Below are 23,715 nucleotides of genomic sequence, written 5' to 3' on the forward strand. Positions count from 1 at the left end.
CCAATTATACGGAACCGTCGTCAAAAGGTTTCATTTTTATTTTGCCTGGACAGCCATTCGTTCCCGGTCACGCTCCAAAATTTTCTTTAAATAATGCCCGGTATGCGAGCCTTCCGTATTCGCAATATCTTCCGGTGTGCCGGATGCGACAATGGTGCCTCCCTTGTCTCCGCCTTCTGGCCCGAGATCTACAAGATAGTCGGCTGCTTTAATGACATCAAGGTTATGCTCAATCACAAGCACTGTATCGCCATTTTCCACAAGACGCTGCAATACGCCAAGCAGCCGGGCAATATCGTCTGTATGAAGACCGGTTGTCGGCTCATCCAAAATGTAAAACGAACGGCCGTTAGAGCGGCGGTGAAGTTCAGATGCAAGTTTTACCCGCTGGGCTTCTCCTCCTGACAGAGTCGTGGCCGGCTGTCCAAGTGTAATATACCCAAGCCCTACATCTGCAATGGTTTGAAGCTTCCGGCTGATTTTCGGGATGTTTTCAAAGAACACAAGAGCATCGTCAACTGTCATTTCGAGTACATCCGAAATGTTTTGGCCCTTGTATTTTACTTCAAGTGTTTCCCGGTTATACCGCTTGCCGTGGCATACTTCACAAGGTACGTACACATCCGGAAGAAAATGCATTTCGATTTTGATAATTCCGTCTCCCCGGCATGCTTCACAGCGGCCGCCTTTTACGTTAAAGCTGAAGCGGCCTTTTTTGTATCCACGTACTTTCGCTTCATTTGTCTGGGCAAACACATCGCGAATATCGTCGAACACCCCTGTGTAGGTAGCCGGGTTGGAGCGCGGAGTCCGTCCAATTGGTGACTGGTCAATATCAATTACTTTCTCCAGCTGATCGATTCCTTTGACTTCTTTATGGTTCCCCGGCCGCACTTTTGACCTGTTCAGCTTTTGTGCAAGCGTCTTATACAAAATTTCATTGACGAGTGTACTTTTGCCGGAGCCGGATACACCGGTAACAGCGGTAAACAGGCCAAGCGGAAATTTCGCTTTGACATTTTTTAAGTTATTTTCTTTCGCACCGATGACTTCAATCCATCGCCCATCCGGCTTACGCCGTTCTTCAGGCAGTGGAATGTATTTCTCTCCGGATAGATATTGTCCGGTCAAAGAATTTTTATCGTTCATTACTTCTTCCGGGGTGCCGGCTGCGATTACTTCGCCGCCGTGAACACCGGCCCCCGGCCCAATATCAATAAGATAATCCGCCGCAATCATCGTATCTTCGTCATGTTCGACTACAATGAGGGTATTGCCGATATCACGCATATTCTGCATCGTCCGGATTAAACGGTCATTGTCACGCTGATGAAGCCCAATCGACGGCTCATCCAGAATATAGAGGACACCGGTCAGGCGCGAACCGATCTGGGTAGCGAGACGAATCCGCTGCGCTTCACCGCCGGAGAGCGTGCCGGCTGCCCGGCTTAATGTTAAATAATCCAGGCCAACATCGATTAAAAAGCCAAGCCGCTCGCAAATTTCCCGCAGGACAAGCCGGGCAATCTGCATTTCTTTTTCCGTCAGGATAATATTTTTAAAGAAATCAGCTGCTTCCTGAATAGAAAAGCCGGTTACTTCAGAGATATTCAGGCTGTCAATTTTCACAGCAAGGGTTTCCTTTTTTAAACGCTGGCCTTTACATGTCGGGCATTTCGATTCGCCCATGTATTTTTCCATCTGGTCACGGATGTAGTCAGAACTTGTTTCCTTGTAACGGCGCTCGACATTACTGAGCACTCCTTCAAAGTAAATATGATTTTCCCGAATCTGTCCAAAATCATTTTCGTACCGGAAATAAATTCTGTCTTTCCCTGAACCATTCAGTAATTTGTCTCTCTGGTCGGCCGGCAGTTCCTTCCAGGGAGTATCCATATCAATCCCGTAATGAGTGCAAACCGCTCTTAACAGCTGCGGATAATATTGAGAGCTGACCGGTTCCCACGGAGCAATCGCATGGTCGTTTAAAGACAAATCTTTATCTGGAACAACAAGATCTGCATCGACTTTTTTCTTCATGCCAAGGCCGTCGCATGTCGGGCAGGCACCGAACGGGCTGTTAAATGAAAACATGCGCGGCTCAAGCTCTCCAACTGAAAAGCCGCAGTACGGGCAGGCGTGATGTTCACTGAACAGCATCTCTTCCGCGCCGATCACATCAATAATCGCATTTCCTTCGCCCAGGCGAAGAGCTGTCTCAAGAGAATCCGCCAGACGTGCTTCAACGCCTTCTTTTACGACAATCCGGTCAATAATGACTTCAATAGAATGCTTTTTATTTTTTTCAAGTTCAATCTCTTCTTCCAGGTCACGCATCTCGCCATTTACCCGAACCCGCACATATCCCTGCCGCTTTACATCTTCAAACACTTTGGCATGGGTGCCTTTCCGGCCTGAGACAATCGGGGCCAGCACCTGGATTTTTGTGCGCTCCTCGAGCTCCATCACACGGTCAACCATCTGGCCGATTGTCTGGGAGGTAATCTCAATTCCGTGAATCGGGCAGACGGGGCGGCCGACCCGTGCATATAAAAGCCGCAAGTAATCATAAATTTCTGTTACAGTCCCGACGGTTGAACGCGGGTTGCGGCTTGTCGTTTTCTGGTCGATCGAGATCGCCGGCGACAGCCCTTCAATAGAATCAACGTCCGGCTTATCCATTTGCCCCAGGAACTGGCGGGCATAAGCAGACAGCGATTCCACATAGCGGCGCTGTCCTTCTGCGTAAATTGTGTCAAATGCAAGTGATGATTTCCCAGACCCGGACAGCCCGGTTAACACAACAAGCTGGTCACGCGGAATGGTAATATCTATATTCTTCAGGTTATGGGCACGTGCCCCTTTTACTGATATATGATCAATAGCCATATAAACACCTCTATTCTGATTTAAGCTCAAACAGCGCATCACGAAGCTCGGCAGCCCGTTCGAAGTCGAGTGCTTTGGCTGCTTCCTTCATCTCCGCTTCGAGATTCGCAATAAGTTTTTGTTTTTCCTGCTTCGGCAATTTCCTGCCGGCTGCTTTTGATCCATACGTTTCGACTTCCTCGGCCGCCTGTGTAGCCCGGATAACATCACGAATATCTTTTTGAATCGTGATTGGCGTTACACCATGCTTTTCGTTATAAGCTTCTTGAATTTCGCGGCGGCGTTTCGTTTCACTGAGTGCTTTTTCCATCGAATCGGTTATCTTATCTGCGTACATAATTACTTTTCCTTCTGAATTCCGTGCAGCGCGCCCGATTGTTTGAATTAGGGAACGCTCGGAACGAAGGAATCCTTCTTTATCCGCATCTAAAATAGCTACTAAAGAGACTTCTGGAATATCAAGCCCTTCCCGGAGCAGGTTAATGCCGACAAGTACGTCATATTTGCCAAGCCGCAGGTCTCGGATAATCTCAATCCGTTCAAGCGTTTTAATTTCCGAGTGCAGATACTGTACTTTAACGCCGAGTTCTTTTAAATAATCCGTGAGGTCCTCGGACATTTTTTTGGTTAGCGTGGTAACGAGAACGCGCTCATTTTTTTCGATCCGCTCGTTAATTTCCCCAAGTAAATCATCAATCTGCCCTTCAATCGGCCGAACATCAATTGTTGGATCAAGCAGGCCGGTCGGACGGATAATCTGCTGGGTCATTTCCGGTGTATGTTCAAGTTCATACGGTCCTGGCGTGGCTGATACATAAATAATCTGGTTAATATGTTCCTCAAACTCGGTGAACGTGAGCGGCCGGTTGTCCTTGGCCGATGGCAGACGAAAACCATGGTCAACCAGTACCTGTTTGCGCGCCTGGTCACCATTATACATTCCCCGTACCTGCGGCAGAGTGACGTGCGATTCATCGATGATCATTAAAAAGTCATCCGGAAAATAATCAAGCAGTGTATACGGTGTTGAACCGGGAGGACGAAGAGTTAAATGACGTGAGTAGTTTTCAATTCCTGAACAAAAGCCCATTTCTCTCATCATTTCCAGATCATACCGTGTCCGCTGCTCCAGGCGCTGCGCTTCAAGCAGCTTTTCTTCGGCGCGCAGCTCGGCAAGCCGCTCCTCAAGCTCTTTTTCAATGTTCCCGATCGCAATGTTCATCTTTTCTTCCCTGGTAACGAAGTGGCTTGCCGGGAAAATCGCTACATGGTCACGGTCACCTAAAATTTCTCCCGTAAGCGCGTCAACTTCGCGGATGCGGTCAATATCGTCGCCAAAAAACTCAACACGAATGCAATGCTCATCGCGTGACGCCGGAAAGATTTCCACTACATCGCCGCGTACGCGGAATGTGCCCCGCTTAAAATCAATATCATTGCGTTCATACTGGATATCTACAAGGCGCCGCAGCAAATCATTGCGGGCAATCTCCATTCCATTTCGAAGGGAGATAACCATTTCTTTGTATTCCTCCGGTGAACCGAGGCCATAAATACATGAGACGGATGCAATAATAATCACATCATCGCGTTCAAACAAAGCCGATGTCGCCGAGTGGCGGAGCTTATCAATTTCATCGTTGATGCTGGCGTCTTTTTCAATGAAGGTATCTGTCTGCGGCACATATGCCTCCGGCTGATAATAGTCGTAATAGCTGACAAAATACTCGACCGCATTATTTGGAAAAAATTCTTTAAATTCACTGTAAAGCTGTCCGGCTAGCGTCTTATTATGAGCAATCACCAGTGTCGGCTTTTTCACTTCCTGTATGACATTTGAAACGGTAAAGGTTTTTCCCGTTCCTGTTGCACCGAGCAGCGTCTGGTGTTTTTTGCCGCTTTGAATCCCTTTTACAAGCTCCGCAATTGCAGCCGGCTGATCGCCCTCTGGTTTATATTTAGAAACTAAGTTAAATTCCTGCGCCAACACATAGGCCTCCTGTCTCGTATCCGTTCTTCTTTCTTTTATACTTCCCATTTTATCACGATCAAAACAAAAAAAGCCAGCAAAAAGCACACACCTGTTCGGACCGTGCGATATGTCAGACTTTCTTTACATTCAGCATCGGTAAATAAACGATTCCCTTTTTTAAAGCAGCACAAAAAAACACCGAATTTTATTTCGGTGTTAATTAAGCTTTACTTTCAGCCGCTTCATCATCCGGTTTGATAACCAGAGGCCGACTGTCAGCGAAAAAGCATCAATAATAATGATATTCCATGTATGGGTGTATCCCTTATAGGCGGATGCGGCAATAAGTGCGACCGTTAAAATAAGACCGAGAAACTGGTTGTATGTTACGCGGGAAAAAAGCAGCACAAGCAAAGCAGGCATAAACAGCGCCAGAATCATCTTATCAACCATCATCTTCCTCCTAATTGTTTTCTTTTATCATACTGGATTTTCTTTTATTCGAAAAGGCTGCATTTTATTCTGAACGGCTGATAATCCGCTCGGTTAAATCCCGCAGCTCGCTGTGCGGCATGAATTTTTCTGCCAGCATATCCGGCATAATATGATTAATAAAGTATTGTACACAATGCAATTGCTGGAATTTTAAAATGGTGTTTAATGCTTCTTCATAAATTTCGAAGAAAAGCGGATCAGGATTGCGCTTTAGAATTTCGCCGTATGCCTCGTATAATAAATCTACTTTGTCTGCCACAGATAAAATTCTGCCTTCAAGCGTACTGTCTTTCCCTTCCTTTAAACGGCGGAAGTATGCTTCATGAAATTCCGGCGGGAACTCTGCTTCAATAAAGCGGCGGGCCATTTTTTCCTCCACCTGTGAAAAAAGCTCTTTTAATTCAACTGTCGCATACTTGACCGGCGTTTTAATATCACCCGTAAATAATTCTGCATAGTCGTGATTAAGTGCTTTTTCATACAGCGCACGCCAGTTTACTTTTTCACCGTTCATTTCCTCGACTGTTCCCAGGAATTGAGCAATTTTCGTTACCTTGAATGAATGAGCTGCAACATTGTGGGACTGGAATTTAAACTTCCCCGGCAGCCGGTATAAATGTTCAAGATCTGACAATGTTTTAAAATATGTATGAACCCCCATATCTTCACTCCTTCTTGTTTAATGATCATCTTCCAGAACATGCGCCTCCTATGCTTGTCTTTTCTTTCACAAGAAACATACCCGCATCATTGAAGATTATTGTATAAGCTATTGTATCGACAAATTAGCAGAAAAAAAAGAAAAATCCGCTCTGTTGTAGGACAAACAGACGGATTTTTCAGATAAGTTCGGCTATATCATTCAATTTCAGTTACTCCTCTACTTTGCTTAAGCAGCGTTCACACTCGCTGTGATAGGATTCATGCTGCTCCGTTATTTGCGCACCGCACTGCGAGCACTCTTTCTTAGGGATATTGCGATAAAATTCTAAAGGCATCATTGTTATTTCCTCCTTTAATTTTTTATTATCCTGCTGGTGAATTCATTGTATTATAACAGATTTAATAAGTCAACATCTGTTATATAATATTTTTAAAAAATCTTATTAAAGAATATACCCGGCTCCGGCTGGCACAGAATGATATTGAGGGTTACATAACCCGACTGAATTTTCAAAAATTATCCTGTATAATAAAATGATTATTTTACTAAAAGAGGAGAAACGAGAATGATAAAACAAACAGACATCACCGTTGGCGGGATAGAATTAAAATGGGATCTAGACACAGGAAACGTTCTATTTGAAGGAGGAGACGTTGTCTTTTTTTGGATTTCTGCCATGAAAACCTTTTTTAATACCATTAAAGAAATTTCAGGGCTGGAAGCGGCAAATCTTGTTCTTGAAACAACGGGTTACCGCCAGGGAATAATCGTTGGTGAAGGATTTCGGGAAATGAAAAACATCGACACTTCAAATGTTGCTGAATGGCTCTACAGCACTTACGCAGCTGCCGGCTGGGGCAAAGTCCAAATTAAAGAAATGGATAAAGAAAAAAATTCGTTTGTTTTGCGCATTCAAGATGACTGGGAATACAAAATGAACCAGCTGGATGGCCAGAAAACAGAAGGGGTTTTTGTGCCTTCCCACTATGCAGGAGTGTTTAATGGCTTATTTGGCCAAAACTATTGGTATAAGATGATCCAGAACCAGAGCAAAGAAAATCCATACAGCATCGTTGAATACTTTCCAGCGGCTGTGACTATCCAGCAAAATATTCACAAACTGGCCCGCAAGCAGGAAGCGGAACAAATTCAGCGGCTTGAAATCTTAGTAGAAGAAAAAACAAAGATATTACAGGAGCTGGTTAAAGAACTTTCTTCACCGTTGATTCCTGTTCTTGATGGCATTGTGGTTCTTCCCTTAATTGGGAAATACGATATGGAACGAACAGGGGATTTGCTTGCCAATACACTAAGCAGGCTGCCGAAATATCAAGCGAATTATCTTTTATTGGATTTAACCGGGCTGAATAAAGACCTTTCTGAACATACGGCCGACTTAATTGACAAATTAGGGGCGAGTGCCAGCCTGTTTGGTACAGAAGTGATTTTAGTGGGAATTTCAGCGGAACTGGCAGTAATTATTACTCAAACACTGCCTAATTTAAGAAGATTCGAATGCCTGCAAACGCTTCAGCATGGCATTTACTATGCATTAGGAAAAAGCGGAAAGAGGATTGTGTAGCCGTTGATCAGAAATATCTCTTATTGAGCAAAAAAGCCGGATCTTGCTCCGGCTTTTTCAAATGAGCGTAAGCAAAAAAAAAAACACTCTCTTTAAAGAGAATGTTTCATAGTTTTACAAATCGAACCGTCAGTCGGAAAACACGGAGTCATCTAAATACTCTTTTTCTTCAGGTGCAAACAATAGGCCGAGTTCGTGGTGTTCATTTTCATAGATTGAACCCTGTGTAAAACGCAGCTGGCCGTTTGTGCCTATTACTTCAAGCTTGCAGTATGCCGCGTTTTTCTGCAGCGCTTTATAAAATTCAGATTCTGTCTGCACCGGTATCCCGTTTACCTTCGTGACAATTTCGCCAATTTCAAGCCCCATTTTCCGGGCAGGAGCTCCGGGCAGTACGCCTACGATCATAACCCCTTTGGACTGCGTAGTGAAGAAATAGGGGCGGTGTATTTCGTAGCTGTAATGGCGGCGGATAATAGCAACTCGAGCAACAGCGGCAAAACCGACGGCAGCAGCTGACAGCTGCCACATCCAATAAGAGCCGGCAGCAATGGCCAGCGTAAGCATTCCTGCCCAAATAACACTTTTTCCCGTTGCCTGTACCGCAAGCGACGGCAGCGTACTGCGGACGACCATGGAGAATCCTATTAAAAAAGGAAACCAAATAAGAGAATAGCCTTCTGCTCCAAGAGGAATAACAGGCCACCAATCCGCAAATGCCGTAAGAGGACCATCTGCCGGCACCGGTAAAAATACAGGAATGAGCCAGAGGCGCCGGGCAAGATGCACGGCCGTTTTCAGCCCCCGCTTGCTTGTTTCGATACGCGGGGATGTTCCCTGATAGCCGCGCTTTCGGATAAGGATGCCTTCCGCTATCACAAGGAGTGCGGTTAGAACAGCCAAAATCGTCAAGATGGCATTTCTGTTCATAGATTCATATGATATAAACGAATAACCGAGCTGCTCCGACAGCAAAAATACACCGTAGGATGCCGCGAGTGTCCAGGCCGGTGACAGAAGAAAAAAGCCCCCGATACTGAAAATAATAAGCAGAGCCGCAATAAAACTCAGCAGGTCAGCCGGAATCGCCAGTCCCAGCAGCAGGGCAATGACTGACAGAACTAACCCGACCGCCAGGCTGGATGGCAGAATAAATCGAATTTCTTGATATATATCATATACACGCGTACCAAAATCCTTGCGTTCACGCGTGACGCGAAACATGCCCACCACAAAAGCCAAGACAAATGAAAAATAAAAGATCGGATGAAGAAATAATTTCCCTGCAGCAATTGCGAGCTGCGTTAACCAGTCCAAAGCCATAAAAGTCCCTCCAGAGCATTGCACAAAAGTCTTTCTCTTTATTGTATCAGAAAGCCTGCGCAATCGTTAACAGACTTACGGCTCTTTTTCGTTACGCTTTGGCGAGCGCTTTTTCAAGCTCCCCAATAATATCGTCAGCTTCCTCGATCCCAATGGAAATGCGGACCGTTTTTTCAGAAACGCCAACTGCTGCTTTTTCTTCAGCGTTCAGAGAACGATGTGATGTACCGAAAGGCCAGGAAACCGTTGTTTCAACACCCGCCAGTGAAGGAACAATTTGAATCCAGCCAAGTGAGCGGAAAAAAGCCGCTTCATCTGTATGATCCGCCAGATGAATTGTTACAATGGCGCCGTTGCCTTTTTCAGAAACGCCTTTTGGATAAAAGACATCCTTCACCTTTGGCTGCATGCGGAGCCATTCTGAAACCTTTTGTGCATTTGCAGACTGGCGCTCCATCCGCAGCCCGAGCGTTTTTGCGCCCCGGCAGGCAAGCCATGATTCAAACGGGCTTAAATTTAAGCCAATATTGACTACGCGGCTGCGCGCGGCAGCTATGTATTCCTTCTTTCCAACGACTACTCCCGCTGAAACATCGCTGTGCCCGCCGATATATTTTGTCGCGGAATGAACGACCATATCAGCACCAAATTCATAAGGCTTAACTAGAAACGGCGTGGCAAAGGTATTATCTACAATAAAAACCAATTTCTTTTGCTTTGCCAGATCAGCCATTTTTTCAAGATTTTCCACACGCAAAAATGGATTTGTAATGGATTCCGTGTATAAAATCACTGTTTCCGGGCGGATAGCTGCTTCAACAGCTTCTTGATCTTCAAAGTCAACAAAAGACGTTTCAATGCCCATACGCGCCAATTCTTCCTTCAGCATATAAAACGTGCCCCCGTACACGTCCCGGGCAGCCAGAATATGATCTCCATTTTTTGCAACAGCAAGCACGGCAGCCATAATGGCACCGAGCCCTGAAGATGCTGCAACGCCAGCCGGCGCCCCTTCAAGACGGGAGGTTACATTCGCCAGTTCATCCGAGTTCGGGTTGCCCGTACGCGTATATAAGTATGGGGACTCACCGTTATAGTAGCCCTCCATTTCTTCTAAACTGTCAAATGAAAACACCGAGGTTTGATAAATCGGCGTTACTTTGCTTTGAATAAATTTCGGCAGCTTCTCGCCATGTACTGCTTTTGTATTAAATGAATCCATCGTTCTTCACTCCTTTTCACATGTTCATTATATTCCGAAAATTGACCAAAAACAAATCCGCCTGTTGGGAGGCGGATTACTTGATCAGATCCTTCATCATCTTCTCATCCATTGGCCCAACGATTTTTTGATACACTGTTCCATCTTCATTCAGCACATAAGTCGTCGGCATGGTGTAGATTTCATATTTTTCCGCCACTTCCCCGTTTTTGTCCATTAAAACAGGAAAAGTTAAATGATATTGATCCGCAAAATCTTTTGCTTTCGTCTTGCTTTCCTCTAAATTGACCGCTAAAATTTCAGCCTTCCCTTCATTCTCTTCATAAAAGGACTGCATATGCGGCATTTCCTGCTTACACGGCGGACACCAGGTTGCCCAGAAGTTTAAAAATACTTTTTTCCCTTTGTAATCGGACAACCTCACTTCTTTTCCATCCATTCTTTGCACCAAGAAGTCCGGTGCCTGGCTGCCGACTGCGATTCCATTTTGGTCATCATTCACTGCTATGCCCGTTTCGCCAATATCTATGACCTCTTTACGGTCATCGTACAAATTAAAGCCGGCGATTCCAATCAACAAAGCAAGCAGCAAGATGCCAAACCACTTTTTGCCCATATATTTTTTTCCTCCAAATGACCAAGATAAGCTGCTGCCGGCCCAGACTGCCTGTCTCTGCAAAGCTCAAATATCGGCATGCTTTCCCTTTACTTTTTCTTTTCTATCATAGCATATGATTGCCTTCTGTTCATTATATACATAGCCGGGTATAAAACAAAAAAAGCCGCTTATACAGCGGCTTTTCTTTCATTAATAGCCCCAGCCGATATAAGCGGCGCCTACGATGATAAGCAAAATGAACAATACGACTACCAACGCGAAGCCGCTGCCGTAGCCACCGTTACCTTTGTATTCGCTCATGCTAATCCACCTCCTTGCTCGTTACACTTACAGCGTATGCAGGAAGAAAAAAGACGGAAGAGCATGCCGCCTATACAAAGAAAAAAGTGTCTGCCCATGGAAACAGTGGACAGACACTTCTCATTTAAAAGCTAATATAGCTGGCCGGGTCTACGGCATTTTCTTTTCCAAGCGTCCACGGGCCTTCATGAATTTCAAAATGAAGATGCTGGCCATACGAGCGGCCTGTATTGCCCATGTAGCCGATTGTCTGGCCTTTCGATACACTTCCGCCATTTACAAGACGCTCTGACATATGAGCATATACGGTTGTATAAACTTTCCCGTTAATCGAGTGGGAAATAAAAATCGCATTTCCGTACGTGTCCGAATAATAAGAACGGCTGACTACCCCATCTGCCGCCGCCACAATCGGCACACTTGCACTATTGGCAATATCGACTCCTTTATGGTCCCCCAATGAGCGCTGGCCAAATCCCGAAGTAAATGTTCCCTGTGCCGGCCGCATGAACATACCGCCTGAATCAGACGGTGCTGCCGTTGAATGGACAGCCGGCTCTGAGTTTGAAGACTGTGAGTCAGTCGCTTCTTCTTGAACAGCCGGTGCTGCCGCTTTTGATTCGCTTGGCTGTTTTGCTGCTTTTTCGGCTTCAGCTTTTGCTGCAGCGGCGGCTGCTTTTGCCGCGGCTTCCTGCTCGGCTTTTCTTTTCGCTGCTTCAGCCGCCAGGCGCTCCTGCTCGGCTATGCGCTCTTTCTCTGCCTGAATGGCCGCTTGAATGGCTGCTTCCTGTGAAGCGAGCAGGCTTTGCTCTTCTTCAAGGCTCAGCTTGTGGTCGTGAGCTTCCTCTTCATCAGCCACAAGGCCTTTCATTACCTCATTTTTGGCCGTGCGCTGCTGCTCAAGCTCTGCTTTTATTTCTTCTAACTCTGCAAGCATCTCTTCCAAACTCGCAAGCTTTTCTTTTACTTCCTGTTCGTTTGCTTCAAGCTGCTTTTTGTCGTTTTCCTGCTCCTGCAAAATCTCTTTATCTGCATTGACGATTGTTGTTACAGCTGTAGCGCGGTTAATAAAATCGCTAAAGCTTTCTGCGCCAAGCAACACATCAAGATAGCTCGCCGAGCCGCCGCTTTGCTGAATCGAACGGGCACGGTCTTCTAATACAACGGTACGCTCTTCGATTCGAATCTTCAATTCTTCGATTTCCGCTTGAAGCCTTTCAATCTCTGCTTTTGTTTCGGCAATCTCGTTTTCTTTTTTTCTAATTTTCGCTTCCGATTCCGTAATCGCGCCGTCAAGCTTGCGGATTTCAGCTGTTACGCTGTCCTGCTGCTTCTGAAGGTCAGTAATCGTTTGTTCTTTCTCAGTAATGTCCGTTTCTAACCCGGACTTTTGCGATTGAATTTCCTGCTGGCGCTTTTGAAGGTCAGATAAGCTCTCTGCGGAAGCCCCCCCTGTAAAACTAAATCCAAGTGACGCTGCTACTGCAAGCGCCATATAAGAACGTTTTTTCAACTGATCCATCCCTCTCATCCCTGTATCTATTTTCCTTTATACATTCAAAAAGCGTCTGACTGAAATAAAGCTGCCCCAAATGCCAATAAAAACAGCAATAACAAGCATAAGAAGCGTCACTGGCACTATCAGTGGAATGTAGCCGATAAAGTCAATAAAATGAGAAGCAAACCTCTCTGAAGCTTCCTGCTCCGCATAGTAATAGCCGACTGCAATGGCGGCAATCGGGATAATAGAGCCAAGCAATCCGATCCACAATCCTTCCAGTAAAAACGGCCAGCGAATAAACCAGTTTGTTGCACCGACGAGCTTCATAATTTCAATTTCTTTCCGGCGGGCAAAAATAGTGATTTTAATTGTATTCGAGATTAAAAACATAGCTGTAAATAAAAGGCCGGCTACCAGAATCATTCCGATATTGCGGGCTGTTTTCATAAAGCTGAATAAATTTTCGACTTTTCCTTCTCCATACACCGCTTTTTCTGTCTGGGAAAACTGCTCAATTTTCCGGGCCGCATCCGGTGTATCCTGAGGGCGAGCTGTTTTCACAATAAACACATCGTACAGCGGATTGCTTTGTTCAAACAAAGTATAGTCGCTGCCCATATCGTTGATCAGATTTTGCAGCTCCTGTTCCTTGGAGGAATATTCGACGCCTTCTACCTCGGGGAGGTTTTCAATTTGGGCCTTCAGCTGATCCTTCTCCGCTTCTGTCGTCTCCAGCTTCACATGAACACGCACTTCTACATCATTTTCAATATCGGTGCCGATTTTATTTAAATTAAGCATGATAACAAGGAAAATACCTGTTAACATAAGCGTCACTGTAACAGCAGATACGGATGCAAAGGTCATCCAGCCGTTGCGGCGGAGATTTTTAAAGCTCTCTCTGAAATGGCGGCGCAGCGTTCTAGGCTTCATATCCGTACTCACCCCGCAGTTCATCGCGGACAATCCGCCCATTTTCAATGGCAATCACCCGGCGGCGAATCGTATTGACAATATCTTTATTGTGGGTCGCCATGACAATGGTGGTTCCCCGCTCATTAATTGTCTCAAACAGCCGCATAATATCCCACGATGTATCCGGATCCAAATTGCCGGTTGGCTCATCCGCAATTACCACTTTCGGGTTATTGACAATGGACCGGGCAATGGCAATACGCTGCTGTTCACCGCCGGATAACTCTGTCGGCAGCATGCGCGCTTTATGCTTTAACCCTACTAAATCGAGTACTTCCATGACTCGTTTACGGATAACAGCCGGGTCTTCTTCAATTACTTCAAGCGCAAAAGCCACATTCTCGTAAATATTCAAAAGCGGCAGAAGCTTAAAATCCTGAAACACGACCCCTACTTTGCGTCGCAGCGCTGGAACCAGCCGCTGCTTAAGAGAAGCGGTATTGATCCCGCCTACCATAACAGTACCGCTGGACGGTTTTTCTTCACGATAAATTAATTTAATAAATGTTGATTTGCCGGCGCCGCTTGGACCGACAATATACACGAACTCACCCTGTTTTATCGTGACATTCACGCCTGACAGCGCTGTGACCCCGTTTGGGTATTTTTTTGTCACGCCTTGCATATCTATCATTGCATCACCTTGTTTCTTCCAATTCAGGCGTCTTATTTACCCGATTTTATTGCACAGAAAACATTATAGCATTCTTTGTTTTGTCACAATGAAAAAAATGTGTTACAGAATCATGTCAGGGCGTAACATATTCGTGACATTTTTAAACCCGTTTTGCCAGCTTCTTTAGCTGCTGTACCGTCCTTCATAATAAACCAATATGTTCAGTTTATGTAAAAAAAGTGAAAAAGAACAGGTTTTATACAAAAAAAAGCAGGCAAGCATGCCCGCTTTTTTTACAAGATTATTTTTTTTCTGCCAGCCAGGCGGCAACAGCCTGCGCGTCTTCGCCTTCCACTATGTTTGGCGGCATTTGCCCCTGTCCGTTTTCAATAACGCTTAAAATTCCTTCTTCACTGAGTTCAGATCCAATTTTATCAAGTGCCGGCCCAAATGAGCCTTCAAGATTGCCGCCATGGCAGCTTAAGCAGTTTTGCTGATATACTTCTTCACCGGCGGAAGCGGCTGTTTCTTCTGTGCCCTCATCAGAAGCCGGTGCATCATTCGCTGCATTTTCTTCTTCCCCGCCGCCGCATGCTGCCAGTGCGACTGACGAGCCAAGCAAGAGTGCCAGCAATGACTTTTTCCATTCCATCTGGTGGTCCCCCTCTTTAGCTGAATGAAATCTACCATTAGTATATCAGATTTTGTCCGTTGAAAAAAAACGCCGGACTAGCTTTTTAAAAAAGGAGTAACCTGCTCAATCGTTTTTTTCAGCTTTTCACTGTTTTTTGCGTACATTGCTTTTGCTTCTTCCGCTTCTGTTGCGAGGGCAAATAATTCTAAATCCGCCTGGCATTTTTTCATTGCCGCCAGCAGCATCGGTTTTTCCTGAGGTGGAGGAACCTGAAGCTTATCGTTAAATAAGTCAACCGTCAGCTGCCCTGATGAATCCACCTGTCCGAGAAACACATTTTCAATAGTCACACCGATTTTATCAAGTTCGCCTTTCAGCCACCCACGGTTCAGGTTCATCGAAGCAAGCGGCTCATCCAGCACCTTTCCATCCATAATGACTGTCTGCGGCTCCTTAACCGGAGCAACAGTTACACCAAGCATATTCGGGGTTAACGGCTGATGTTCTTTTTTCAGCATTACACTTAAATCACCCGTTGCCTCTAGCACCGCAAATTCCACATCGGCCACCCGGAATACATCTTTTTTCCGAAGAAGCTCCAGCAATTCATCCGTTGAATACCGTTCTTTCTTTAAATTATCTTCCAGGACTTTTCCGTTTTGAATGAAAGGAACCCCTTCTCCTTCAACCAGCGTACGGAACTTTTTGCTTTTCATTGATAACACGGCAACCAGGAATGGAACCAGCGTAAAGACGATGATGCCGACCACCCCATGAAAAATATTACGGTCGAGGCCCGTTACGACTTCTGCTCCAATGCTTCCGATTGTAATGCCCGCTACATATTCAAAAAAAGACAGCTGAGACAGCTGCTTTTTTCCGAGAATTTTTGTCATAATAAATAATACACCTAAAAACAGCAATCCGCGCAGCGCTACTTCAAACCACTCTGGCACGGCGCCACCTCCTGCCGGTTAATATCTTTGATACTGTGCTTCTTCCCGTTCCAGTTCCCCGGCCCGTTTTTGCACATCCGCTGCTGTTTCACTGACCGTCATCATCGCTTCATGAATTGTCTGGCGTGCTTTGTCATCCTGTGACAGAATGGCAAGCGACGAAAGACTCGCTTCAATACTCCTCAAGCTGGCAAGACACTGTTTCACTTCTGCTGCAACTGTCATGCTGATTCCTCTCCTTCTGCTTCAATGGATACAGCGTGGGCAATACAAGGAATGCTTTCTTTCTGCTGATACGTAAGCGGCGATAAAAGAGCGCCCGTGGCGACCACAAGCATCCGTTTTATTTCCCCTTTTTGCATTTGATTTAATAAATGTCCATATGCTACAACGGCTGAACAGCCTGCACCACTTCCGCCCGAGAAAACCGGCTGGCCTTTTCGGTAAATCATAACTCCGCAGTCTTTATATTCAGTGTTCTGGATAGGGGTATTGTTTTTTTCAAACAAGTCGAGTGAAATATTATGCCCGATTTCACCCAGATCCCCGGTAACAATCAAATCATAGTAAGACGGATCAATATTTCGATCTGTCAAATGAGCTTCAATTGTGTCTACGGCCGCCGGCGCCATCGCCCCGCCCATGTTGAAGGGATCCGTTAAGCCCAGGTCGATGACGCGCCCGATTGTAGCGGAAGTTACACGCGGCCCGCTTCCTTCACTGCTTAACAGTGCCGCTCCTGCCCCGGTTATGGTCCACTGCGATGTCGGCGGCTTTTGCCCGCCATACTCAGTCGGATACCGGAACTGCTTTTCAACAGCCGCATTATGGCTTGATGCGCCGGTCAGCACATACTTCGCTCCCTGCCCGTTAATGATCATGGCAGCAAGGGCAAGCCCCTCCATAGATGTCGAGCAGGCGCCGAACAAGCCAAGATACGGAGCGCCGATTGTCCGGCAGGCAAGGCTCGTCGGGGTAATCTGGTTAATAAGGTCGCCCCCTAGAATAAACTGCACCTGCTCTTTTTGAAGCCCGCCTTTTTCGATTGCTTTGGTGCATGCTTCCTCAAATAAAAGCCGGTGCGCTTTTTCATACGAGTCCTGTCCAATCCATAAATCCTCATGAAGAATATCAAAATCGTCCGACAGCATGCCCGCTGCTTCAAAGGGCCCTCCGACTGTTCCTGCTGCCAGTATGACTGGTTTGCGGTCAAATTCCCATGTACGATGTCCAGCCAGCATTAAAAGCCACCCCACTGCGTCAATAATGTTTTAATGGTTGCCACGATAAAAGCAGAGAATACTCCAAATAAAATAACTGAACCGGCCAGTTTAAACATATTGCCGCCAACACCCAGGACAAATCCTTCGGTCCGGTGCTCAATAGCAGCTGAAATAACAGCATTGCCGAATCCGGTCAGCGGGACAGCAGAGCCCGCACCCGCAAACTGGGCAATGCGGTCATATACACCGAACCCGGTCAGCAGCATCGCAATAAAAATCATGGTGCCGGCTGTGGGATTGCCGGCTGTCTGCTCGGTAAAGTTAAAAAAGTAAATAAAAAAGTACTGCACCGCCTGGCCCACTGCACAAATCAAGCCGCCAATAAGAAAAGCTTTTATACAGTTTTGAAGCACCGGCCGCTTCGTTTCACGCTTTTTTTGCAATGCCTGGTATTCCTGCTGGGCGGAAGACTGGTTCTTTTTTTTATTGTTCGCCATATTGTCTCATCCTTGTCATTGTTGATATTGCGGCTCTTCCTGCATCATTTGTTCAATACGCGGGCCCAATTGGTCAATAATCATCTGTGTCTGCCTGGCCGCGTCCTCGTATAGCTTTTTTGCCTGCTGGTTTTTTGTACTGAGGGAAAAAGTTTCAAAACTGGCCTGTACGGTTTTAAGGCTGGCCATTGTTTTCTTCACATCGCTAATAACCGTCATGGCTTCTTCCTCCTTTTCTTTAAACAGTTGTAGCGTGGCAGAAAAAAGCCATATTTATTCATCCAGCAAGTAACAGGAAAGGTTTATATCGAGATGGGTACGATAAAGGAAGTAAAAGAACGGAGGGGTGTAAATGTCCAAGTGGAGCCGGCTGCCAGTGGCATGCCTCATCCTTTATTTTTTCAGTGCAGTGCACGTTTCAGCAGAACAGCAGCTGAATGAACGGATGGCTTATTATGAAAAAAATGAACGAATGACTACGCTGCCGTGGTACTATCTGGCGGCTGTCGACCAATACGAGCGAAACATCCAGGCTGTGCGTGACGATATTCCGGATAAAGACGGGCCAGCCGCCATTCACTTTTCACGGTCGTTTTGGGCCGGCAAGCTGAATCCGGCGAAAAAAACAACAAGACCCGCCCTTATTTCTTTTTTTGGCGGCCAGGGCCAGGATGGAGACGGTGATGGAAAAGCAGATCCGAACGATCCGGATGATGTTTTTTATACGATGGCACATGTATTAACGAAAAACGGCTACACAGAAAAAGATATTAAGAAGTCATTGAAAAGCTATTATAAGAAAGACGAAACCGTTAACCAGGTTATGACCATTGCGGCCCTTTACCACCGTTTTGACACAATCGAGCTTGATGATCATGCTTTCCCGCTGCCGCTTGGACATGATTTCAGCTACCGAAGCACCTGGGGCGATAAGCGCGGCTGGGGCGGACGGCGCATGCATGAAGGAACCGATTTGTTTGCTTCCTATGGTGTCCCCGTCCGGGCAACCACATACGGGATCATTGAAATAAAGGGCTGGAATGAATACGGCGGCTGGCGGGTCGGCATTCGGGATATTCACAATGTATACCACTACTTTGCCCACCTGTCGGGCTTTGAAAAAGGAATCGAAGAAGGCATGATTGTGAAACCCGGCACTGTTGTCGGCTACGTCGGCAGCTCGGGCTATGGGAAAGCCGGAACATCGGGCAAGTTTCCGCCTCATCTTCACTACGGCATGTATAAATACAATGGCCGTCATGAATGGGCGTTTGATCCTTATCCGTCTCTTTCCCACTGGGAGCAGGCGGAACGGCAGAAAGAGAATTAAATCCATGCTTTTCGTTATCTGCTGCGGTTTTTCCGCCCTTATAAATCAACAAAAACGCTGCCTCGGCTGAGACAGCGTTTTTTATTTACAGGCGGGAACGAAGATACGCGTTAATAAAGGCGTCCAGGTCGCCGTCCATCACCGCTTGAATGTTTCCGGTTTCTTCATTCGTACGGTGATCTTTCACCATAGAATATGGATGGAAAACGTATGAACGAATCTGGCTTCCCCAGCCGATTTCTTTTTGTTCGCCGCGAATTTCAGCAAGCTCTGCTTCCTGCTCCTCGAGACGGCGCTGGTAAAGCTTCCCTTTCAGCATTTTCATCGCGTGTTCGCGGTTTTTAATCTGTGAACGCTCCGTCTGGCATGTGACAACCACACCTGTCGGGATATGGGTAATCCGGACAGCCGAGTCGGTCGTATTAATGTGCTGGCCGCCGGCGCCGCTTGCCCGGTACGTATCAATTTTCAAATCTTCGGTGCGGATGTCGATTTCAATTTCTTCATTGAATTCCGGCATTACTTCACACGATACAAAAGACGTATGGCGGCGTCCTGATGAATCAAACGGTGAAATTCGCACAAGGCGGTGAACACCTTTTTCCGCTTTTAAGTAGCCGTATGCATTATGGCCTTTAATCAGCAGTGTGACACTCTTGACACCTGCTTCATCACCCGGCAGGTAATCGATCGTTTCCACTTTAAAGCCGCGCTTTTCCGCCCAGCGTGTATACATGCGAAGCAGCAGGGATGCCCAGTCCTGCGACTCGGTGCCGCCGGCGCCCGGATGCAGTTCAAGAATGGCATTGTTTTTATCGTGCTGCTCACTCAGCAGCAGCTGCAGCTCAAAGTCTCCAAGGCGCTTCATAAATTCTTTCGTTTCGCCCGACAGCTCTTCATGCAGATCAGCGTCATGTTCTTCTTTTAACAGCTCATGCGTCATTTCCAGGTTTTCCTGTGTTTCAACAAGATCTTTATATTCATTCACCAGTTCCTTCAGCGCATTTGACTCATTAATAACCGTCTGTGCGCCCTGCTGGTCATTCCAGAAATCAGGGTCAAGCATGCGGTCTTCAAGTTCCGCCATTCGTGCCTCTTTGTTTTCTAAGTCAAAGAGACCCCCTGAAGTCCGCCAATTTCTCGGCTGAATTGTCAAGCGTGTTGCGAATTTCAAATAGTTCCATCTGATCCACCTCGGGTTAATTTTATAAAAGAGCAGGGCCTTTTAATTGCCCTTTTACTCTTGAAGTCCGTGACAGTTTTTATACTTTTTGCCGCTTCCGCACGGGCAGGGCTCATTGCGGCCGATTTCCGGTGCTTTGCGAAGCGGTTTTTTCTTTTTCGGCGCTTCTTCTTTTGGATTGACCGCCTGGCCTTTTGCGACTTCCTGGCGTTCCAGGTTGCTGCGGATTTCCGCTTTCATCACATATTTGGACGCTTCTTCGTTTATCGCCGCAACCATTTGCTCAAACATCGCAAAGCCTTCATTTTGATACTCGCGAAGCGGATCAATTTGTCCGTATGCACGCAAATGAATACCCTGGCGAAGCTGGTCCATTGCATCGATATGGTTAATCCATTTCGAATCAACCGCACGAAGCAGTACAACTTTTTCAAATTCACGCATTTGCTCTTCACCGAGCTGTTCTTCACGCTCATTGTAGCGCTCTGTTACTTTTTCCATAATCAAGCCGCTGATTGCATCCAGATTCTGGCCGCGAAGCTCATCCGCTGAAACGGCACCCTCTTCAAGCAGATTGGCATTCACGGATTCGGCAATGCCGTCCGCGTTAAACGGCTGGGCTGCATCTTCATCATTGGCATGTGCTGCAATAATACCCGCAACCGACTTTGTGACCATATCTTCTAAAATACCGCGCAGGTTTTCTGATTCAAGCACTTCATCACGCTGCTTGTAAATAATCTCACGCTGCTGGCGCAGTACATCATCATATTCAAGGAGCCGCTTCCGTGCGTCAAAGTTATTTCCTTCTACGCGTTTCTGTGCGGATTCTACTGCACGGGAAACCATTTTGCTTTGAATAGGCTGTGAATCATCCATGCCGAGCTTCGACATCATCGACTTCATATTATCCGAGCCGAAACGGCGCATTAATTCATCTTCCATTGACAAATAAAACTGTGTTACGCCCGGGTCGCCCTGGCGCCCGGAACGTCCGCGAAGCTGGTTGTCAATCCGGCGTGATTCATGGCGCTCTGTGCCGATAACGGCTAAACCGCCCAATTCCTTGACACCCTCGCCGAGTTTAATATCCGTTCCGCGGCCGGCCATGTTTGTAGCGATTGTCACCGCGCCCGGCTGTCCGGCATTTTGAATAATTTCCGCTTCGCGCTCATGGTTTTTCGCATTCAATACGTTATGCGGAACGCCTCTTTTTGTTAAATGAGCAGAAATCAGCTCAGACGTTTCAATTGCAACGGTCCCGACCAGAACCGGCTGTTTTTTCTGATGGCGCTCGTGAATATCTTCTACAACAGCCATAAACTTGCCGTTCATCGACGCATAAATTAAATCCGGGCGGTCATCACGGGCAATAGGGCGGTTCGTCGGAATCGCAATAACCCGCATATTGTAAATGTTGCGGAATTCTTCTTCCTCCGTTTTCGCTGTACCCGTCATCCCTGACAGCTTTTCATACATCCGGAAATAGTTCTGAAAGGTGATTGTGGCCATCGTCATGCTTTCATTTTGAATCTGAACGCCTTCTTTTGCTTCGATTGCCTGGTGAAGCCCGTCCGAATAGCGGCGCCCTTTCATTAACCGGCCGGTAAACTGATCAACAATAACCACTTCGCCGTCCTGCACCACATAATCCACATCACGGTGCATCGTGACGCGCGCCTTTAATGCCTGCGTAATATGGTGATTCAGTCCAACATGCTTTAAGTCAAACAGGTTTTCAATGCCGAATGCTTTTTCCGCTTTCGTCATCCCTTCTTCTGTTAAAAGCACGTTTTTCGTTTTAATATCAACCGTAAAATCTTCTTCCTCTTTTAAGGTGCGTACAAACGCAAAAGCATGAATGTACAGCTGCGTGGATTTGGCCGCCTGGCCGGAAATAATAAGCGGCGTGCGCGCTTCATCGACCAAAATAGAATCGACTTCATCAATAACCGCATAGTGAAGCGGCCGCTGCACTTTATGTTCTTTGTACAGCACCATGTTGTCGCGCAGGTAATCGAAGCCGAACTCATTATTTGTTCCGTACGTAATATCTGCTTCATAGGCTTCTTTTTTCTGCTCTTTGGACAGGCTGTTTAAATTCAGCCCAACCGTCAGGCCGAGAAATTCATAAAGCCGGCCCATTTCTTCCGCATCGCGGGATGCCAGGTATTCATTGACCGTGATAACATGAACCCCTTTGCCGGAAAGCGCGTTTAAATAAACCGGCATGGTTGCCGTCAGCGTTTTCCCTTCACCGGTTTTCATTTCGGAAATGTTGCCGTCATGAAGGGCAATCCCCCCCATAAGCTGCACCTGGTACGGATAAAGACCAAGCACGCGCTTTGCCGCTTCCCGTACAACCGCGAATGCTTCCGTCAGCAAATCATCCAGCGACTCGCCTTTTTGGTACCGCTGCTTAAACTCTTCCGTTTTATCTTTTAACGCCGCATCAGAAAGCGCCGCTGTTTCATCAGCCAGCGCTTCTACTTTTGCAGCCATTTTTTCAAGCTTTTTTACTTCTTTTTTATTTGCATCAAATACTTTATTTAATAAACCCATTTAAAACGCTCCTTTTCAGGTTCAACAGGGCGAAACCTTCGCATTTTTCCTATTTAATAGTACCATTTCTAAGGAAGCGCGTATACTCATACGGTTTATTTTTGAGCGCCGTCAGCCGCCTGCAGCTTTTCCTCAAGCACCGCTTCCATTTCTTTCTGGCGCTTGGACAGCGTTGCAGCCGAAATCGCATACCGTCCGGCAATCGCCGCTTTTGATTCTTTTCTTTCGATCAAGCCGTGCGCCTGCAAAAGCCCGATTAAAGAAGCGGTAAACACTTCCGGCTTCCGGACTGCCGGATCTTCTTTTGTACAGTAATAATTCCAGAGCAGTACAGCCATTTGTGTAATGGGCTGCCCAAGCTGCTCCTGTTCAAAAGAAGCCTCAATATGCTCCGCTGTTTCCCGGTGTGCGTCTTTTGTCCAGACTAATGACGTTAAATCAACCGCTGCATGCCCTTTTTCATAAACGGCAAACAGCGTATCCATCACCGCCGCAAAATCATGCGTAAAGAAGGCCTGCGGATCCTCGAACGGTGAATCGCCAAACATCTCCTGAACCGCCCTGGCCATCGCCTGTGCATGCTCTGCTTCAAAATGGAAATCCGTCATAAAGAAGGTATAGTCGGATTCATGCGGCAAAAGAGCACCGATCACAAACGCTCCAACAAGATCAACGCTTCGTAAAGCGCGGACAGAGTACATTTCATTTGTTAAAATGTCGCGCACCTCATAAACCGGTCCGTCGCAGGATTCAATCACGCCCGCCATAAAATGATAATCAACCCAGGACGCCACAATTTCTGCCGTGCGCTGGCGTGAAATAGAAGGCACACGCTTTTTCACAAACTCTGTTAAGATTGTTTCATTTTCTTTAATCGTACGGGTTAAAATCGCCCAAATTTCAAAGGTTACTAAGAATACCTGCTCATTCTGGCGCAACGTTTCGTTCGATTTTAAAAGCGGCTGGAATTCTTTTTTCAGCATAGCCGAGTGGCGTTCCATCGCATAATCAATCAATTCCCGCTGAATCGTACTGGATTCTTCAACGAGCACCGCTGTAATCGCGGCTCCTTCTCTTTTTCCGCAGCATTTTTTATATTTTTTTCCGCTGCCGCATAGGCACGGATCATTTCGTCCAATTGACATGTATTATTTCCTCCTCGTGCAAAATCA

General features: G+C 46.4%; 23 protein-coding genes. 2 read left to right on the plus strand and 21 right to left on the minus strand.

The genetic code is table 11. The features are described from left to right. Positions 1-36: 36 nt before the first annotated feature. From uvrA to yhfH, 5 genes are all read right to left on the minus strand, one after another. Positions 37-2,889, minus strand: coding sequence for an excinuclease ABC subunit UvrA (gene uvrA / locus VP98_RS05690; protein WP_046174381.1), 2,853 nt, complete (start codon positions 2,887-2,889; stop codon positions 37-39). A gap of 10 nt (positions 2,890-2,899) precedes the next feature. Beyond that, on the minus strand, positions 2,900-4,876 hold the full coding sequence (uvrB, locus tag VP98_RS05695) for an excinuclease ABC subunit UvrB (protein WP_046174382.1): 1,977 nt from the start codon (positions 4,874-4,876) through the stop codon (positions 2,900-2,902). A gap of 201 nt (positions 4,877-5,077) precedes the next feature. Further along, positions 5,078-5,314 carry a CsbA family protein gene (locus VP98_RS05700; protein WP_046174383.1) on the minus strand — a complete coding sequence of 79 codons (237 nt, stop codon included), beginning with the start codon at positions 5,312-5,314 and terminating at the stop codon, positions 5,078-5,080. A 64-nt stretch (positions 5,315-5,378) separates the two neighbouring features. Further along, on the minus strand, positions 5,379-6,017 hold the full coding sequence (locus VP98_RS05705) for a YfbR-like 5'-deoxynucleotidase (RefSeq protein ID WP_046174384.1): 639 nt from the start codon (positions 6,015-6,017) through the stop codon (positions 5,379-5,381). Positions 6,018-6,228: 211 nt separating this feature from the next. Further along, positions 6,229-6,357, minus strand: coding sequence for a protein YhfH (gene yhfH, locus VP98_RS18495; RefSeq protein ID WP_082087848.1), 129 nt, complete (start codon positions 6,355-6,357; stop codon positions 6,229-6,231). Positions 6,358-6,585: 228 nt separating this feature from the next. On the opposite strand from yhfH, the gene VP98_RS05710 reads away from it, so the two are divergent. Next, on the plus strand, positions 6,586-7,602 hold the full coding sequence (locus tag VP98_RS05710) for an STAS domain-containing protein (protein WP_046174385.1): 1,017 nt from the start codon (positions 6,586-6,588) through the stop codon (positions 7,600-7,602). A 129-nt stretch (positions 7,603-7,731) separates the two neighbouring features. On the opposite strand, the gene VP98_RS05715 is transcribed toward VP98_RS05710, so the two are convergent. The 13 genes from VP98_RS05715 to VP98_RS05775 all read right to left on the minus strand — a co-directional run bounded on the left by VP98_RS05715 (position 7,732) and on the right by VP98_RS05775 (position 17,687). After that, on the minus strand, positions 7,732-8,925 hold the full coding sequence (locus tag VP98_RS05715; RefSeq protein WP_046174386.1) for a PDZ domain-containing protein: 1,194 nt from the start codon (positions 8,923-8,925) through the stop codon (positions 7,732-7,734). Positions 8,926-9,016: 91 nt separating this feature from the next. Further along, on the minus strand, positions 9,017-10,147 hold the full coding sequence (locus VP98_RS05720) for a trans-sulfuration enzyme family protein (protein ID WP_046174387.1): 1,131 nt from the start codon (positions 10,145-10,147) through the stop codon (positions 9,017-9,019). Between the two features lie 76 nt (positions 10,148-10,223). Then, complete coding sequence (locus VP98_RS05725; protein WP_046174388.1) at positions 10,224-10,763, minus strand: redoxin domain-containing protein; 540 nt, start codon at positions 10,761-10,763, stop codon at positions 10,224-10,226. A gap of 192 nt (positions 10,764-10,955) precedes the next feature. Then, positions 10,956-11,066 (minus strand): YjcZ family sporulation protein, encoded by a 111-nt coding sequence (locus VP98_RS18500; protein WP_046174389.1) that lies wholly within the window; start codon positions 11,064-11,066, stop codon positions 10,956-10,958. A 124-nt stretch (positions 11,067-11,190) separates the two neighbouring features. Beyond that, positions 11,191-12,579: a murein hydrolase activator EnvC family protein gene (locus VP98_RS05735; RefSeq protein ID WP_046174666.1), complete on the minus strand. Its 1,389-nt coding sequence runs from the start codon at positions 12,577-12,579 to the stop codon at positions 11,191-11,193. 36 nt (positions 12,580-12,615) lie between these two features. Further along, on the minus strand, positions 12,616-13,500 hold the full coding sequence (gene ftsX / locus VP98_RS05740; RefSeq protein WP_046174390.1) for a permease-like cell division protein FtsX: 885 nt from the start codon (positions 13,498-13,500) through the stop codon (positions 12,616-12,618). Further along, entirely contained in the window at positions 13,490-14,176 is a 687-nt protein-coding gene (gene ftsE, locus VP98_RS05745) for a cell division ATP-binding protein FtsE (protein ID WP_046174391.1), read from the minus strand. Before ftsE ends, ftsX begins: the two co-directional genes overlap by 11 nt. A gap of 283 nt (positions 14,177-14,459) precedes the next feature. Beyond that, a complete protein-coding gene (gene cccB, locus VP98_RS05750) occupies positions 14,460-14,810 on the minus strand; it encodes a cytochrome c551 (RefSeq protein ID WP_046174392.1) in 351 nt (116 codons plus the stop codon). A gap of 77 nt (positions 14,811-14,887) precedes the next feature. Beyond that, entirely contained in the window at positions 14,888-15,748 is an 861-nt protein-coding gene (locus VP98_RS05755; RefSeq protein WP_046174393.1) for a DUF421 domain-containing protein, read from the minus strand. Positions 15,749-15,766: 18 nt separating this feature from the next. Further along, positions 15,767-15,973: a DUF1657 domain-containing protein gene (locus VP98_RS05760; RefSeq protein WP_046174394.1), complete on the minus strand. Its 207-nt coding sequence runs from the start codon at positions 15,971-15,973 to the stop codon at positions 15,767-15,769. Beyond that, a complete protein-coding gene (gene spoVAD, locus VP98_RS05765) occupies positions 15,970-16,989 on the minus strand; it encodes a stage V sporulation protein AD (protein ID WP_046174395.1) in 1,020 nt (339 codons plus the stop codon). The genes VP98_RS05760 and spoVAD overlap by 4 nt, the downstream gene beginning before the upstream one ends. Then, complete coding sequence (gene spoVAC / locus VP98_RS05770; RefSeq protein ID WP_046174396.1) at positions 16,989-17,468, minus strand: stage V sporulation protein AC; 480 nt, start codon at positions 17,466-17,468, stop codon at positions 16,989-16,991. Before spoVAC ends, spoVAD begins: the two co-directional genes overlap by 1 nt. Positions 17,469-17,483: 15 nt before the next feature. Beyond that, entirely contained in the window at positions 17,484-17,687 is a 204-nt protein-coding gene (locus VP98_RS05775; RefSeq protein WP_046174397.1) for a DUF1657 domain-containing protein, read from the minus strand. Between the two features lie 133 nt (positions 17,688-17,820). Between VP98_RS05775 and VP98_RS05780 the strand changes: the two genes are divergently transcribed. Then, the gene (locus tag VP98_RS05780; protein WP_046174398.1) at positions 17,821-18,798 is read left to right on the plus strand and encodes a M23 family metallopeptidase; all 978 of its coding nucleotides are present in this window, start codon (positions 17,821-17,823) and stop codon (positions 18,796-18,798) included. Positions 18,799-18,883: 85 nt separating this feature from the next. On the opposite strand, the gene prfB is transcribed toward VP98_RS05780, so the two are convergent. The 3 genes from prfB to VP98_RS05795 form a co-directional block, all read right to left on the minus strand. After that, positions 18,884-19,982 (minus strand): peptide chain release factor 2 gene (prfB, locus tag VP98_RS05785; protein WP_156151322.1). Its coding sequence is split into 2 segments (ribosomal slippage): positions 18,884-19,909 and positions 19,911-19,982, totalling 1,098 coding nucleotides; the frame shifts between segments, so codons are not numbered across the junction. Between the two features lie 53 nt (positions 19,983-20,035). Then, positions 20,036-22,543, minus strand: a complete 2,508-nt coding sequence (gene secA / locus VP98_RS05790; RefSeq protein WP_046174399.1) for a preprotein translocase subunit SecA — start codon at positions 22,541-22,543, stop codon at positions 20,036-20,038. 95 nt (positions 22,544-22,638) lie between these two features. Next, entirely contained in the window at positions 22,639-23,688 is a 1,050-nt protein-coding gene (locus VP98_RS05795) for an SEC-C metal-binding domain-containing protein (RefSeq protein ID WP_046174400.1), read from the minus strand. Positions 23,689-23,715: the final 27 nt, after the last annotated feature.

This window comes from Domibacillus indicus, from assembly GCF_000970685.1.
Classification (GTDB): domain Bacteria; phylum Bacillota; class Bacilli; order Bacillales; family Domibacillaceae; genus Domibacillus; species Domibacillus indicus.

Excerpts from the sequence above, each read along its gene's own strand:
- uvrA (WP_046174381.1), bottom strand. The coding sequence starts at position 2,889 with ATGGCTATTGATCATATATCAGTAAAAGGGGCACGTGCCCATAACCTG.
- VP98_RS18500 (WP_046174389.1), bottom strand. The coding sequence starts at position 11,066 with ATGAGCGAATACAAAGGTAACGGTGGCTACGGCAGCGGCTTCGCGTTG.
- spoVAC (WP_046174396.1), bottom strand. The coding sequence starts at position 17,468 with ATGGCGAACAATAAAAAAAAGAACCAGTCTTCCGCCCAGCAGGAATAC.
- VP98_RS05795 (WP_046174400.1), bottom strand. The coding sequence starts at position 23,688 with ATGTCAATTGGACGAAATGATCCGTGCCTATGCGGCAGCGGAAAAAAA.
- VP98_RS05705 (WP_046174384.1), bottom strand. The coding sequence starts at position 6,017 with ATGGGGGTTCATACATATTTTAAAACATTGTCAGATCTTGAACATTTA.
- secA (WP_046174399.1), bottom strand. The coding sequence starts at position 22,543 with ATGGGTTTATTAAATAAAGTATTTGATGCAAATAAAAAAGAAGTAAAA.
- VP98_RS05780 (WP_046174398.1), top strand. The coding sequence starts at position 17,821 with ATGTCCAAGTGGAGCCGGCTGCCAGTGGCATGCCTCATCCTTTATTTT.
- VP98_RS05775 (WP_046174397.1), bottom strand. The coding sequence starts at position 17,687 with ATGACGGTTATTAGCGATGTGAAGAAAACAATGGCCAGCCTTAAAACC.
- VP98_RS05710 (WP_046174385.1), top strand. The coding sequence starts at position 6,586 with ATGATAAAACAAACAGACATCACCGTTGGCGGGATAGAATTAAAATGG.
- cccB (WP_046174392.1), bottom strand. The coding sequence starts at position 14,810 with ATGGAATGGAAAAAGTCATTGCTGGCACTCTTGCTTGGCTCGTCAGTC.
- spoVAD (WP_046174395.1), bottom strand. The coding sequence starts at position 16,989 with ATGCTGGCTGGACATCGTACATGGGAATTTGACCGCAAACCAGTCATA.
- VP98_RS05720 (WP_046174387.1), bottom strand. The coding sequence starts at position 10,147 with ATGGATTCATTTAATACAAAAGCAGTACATGGCGAGAAGCTGCCGAAA.
- ftsX (WP_046174390.1), bottom strand. The coding sequence starts at position 13,500 with ATGAAGCCTAGAACGCTGCGCCGCCATTTCAGAGAGAGCTTTAAAAAT.
- yhfH (WP_082087848.1), bottom strand. The coding sequence starts at position 6,357 with ATGATGCCTTTAGAATTTTATCGCAATATCCCTAAGAAAGAGTGCTCG.
- ftsE (WP_046174391.1), bottom strand. The coding sequence starts at position 14,176 with ATGATAGATATGCAAGGCGTGACAAAAAAATACCCAAACGGGGTCACA.
- VP98_RS05700 (WP_046174383.1), bottom strand. The coding sequence starts at position 5,314 with ATGGTTGATAAGATGATTCTGGCGCTGTTTATGCCTGCTTTGCTTGTG.
- VP98_RS05760 (WP_046174394.1), bottom strand. The coding sequence starts at position 15,973 with ATGACAGTTGCAGCAGAAGTGAAACAGTGTCTTGCCAGCTTGAGGAGT.
- VP98_RS05715 (WP_046174386.1), bottom strand. The coding sequence starts at position 8,925 with ATGGCTTTGGACTGGTTAACGCAGCTCGCAATTGCTGCAGGGAAATTA.
- VP98_RS05725 (WP_046174388.1), bottom strand. The coding sequence starts at position 10,763 with ATGGGCAAAAAGTGGTTTGGCATCTTGCTGCTTGCTTTGTTGATTGGA.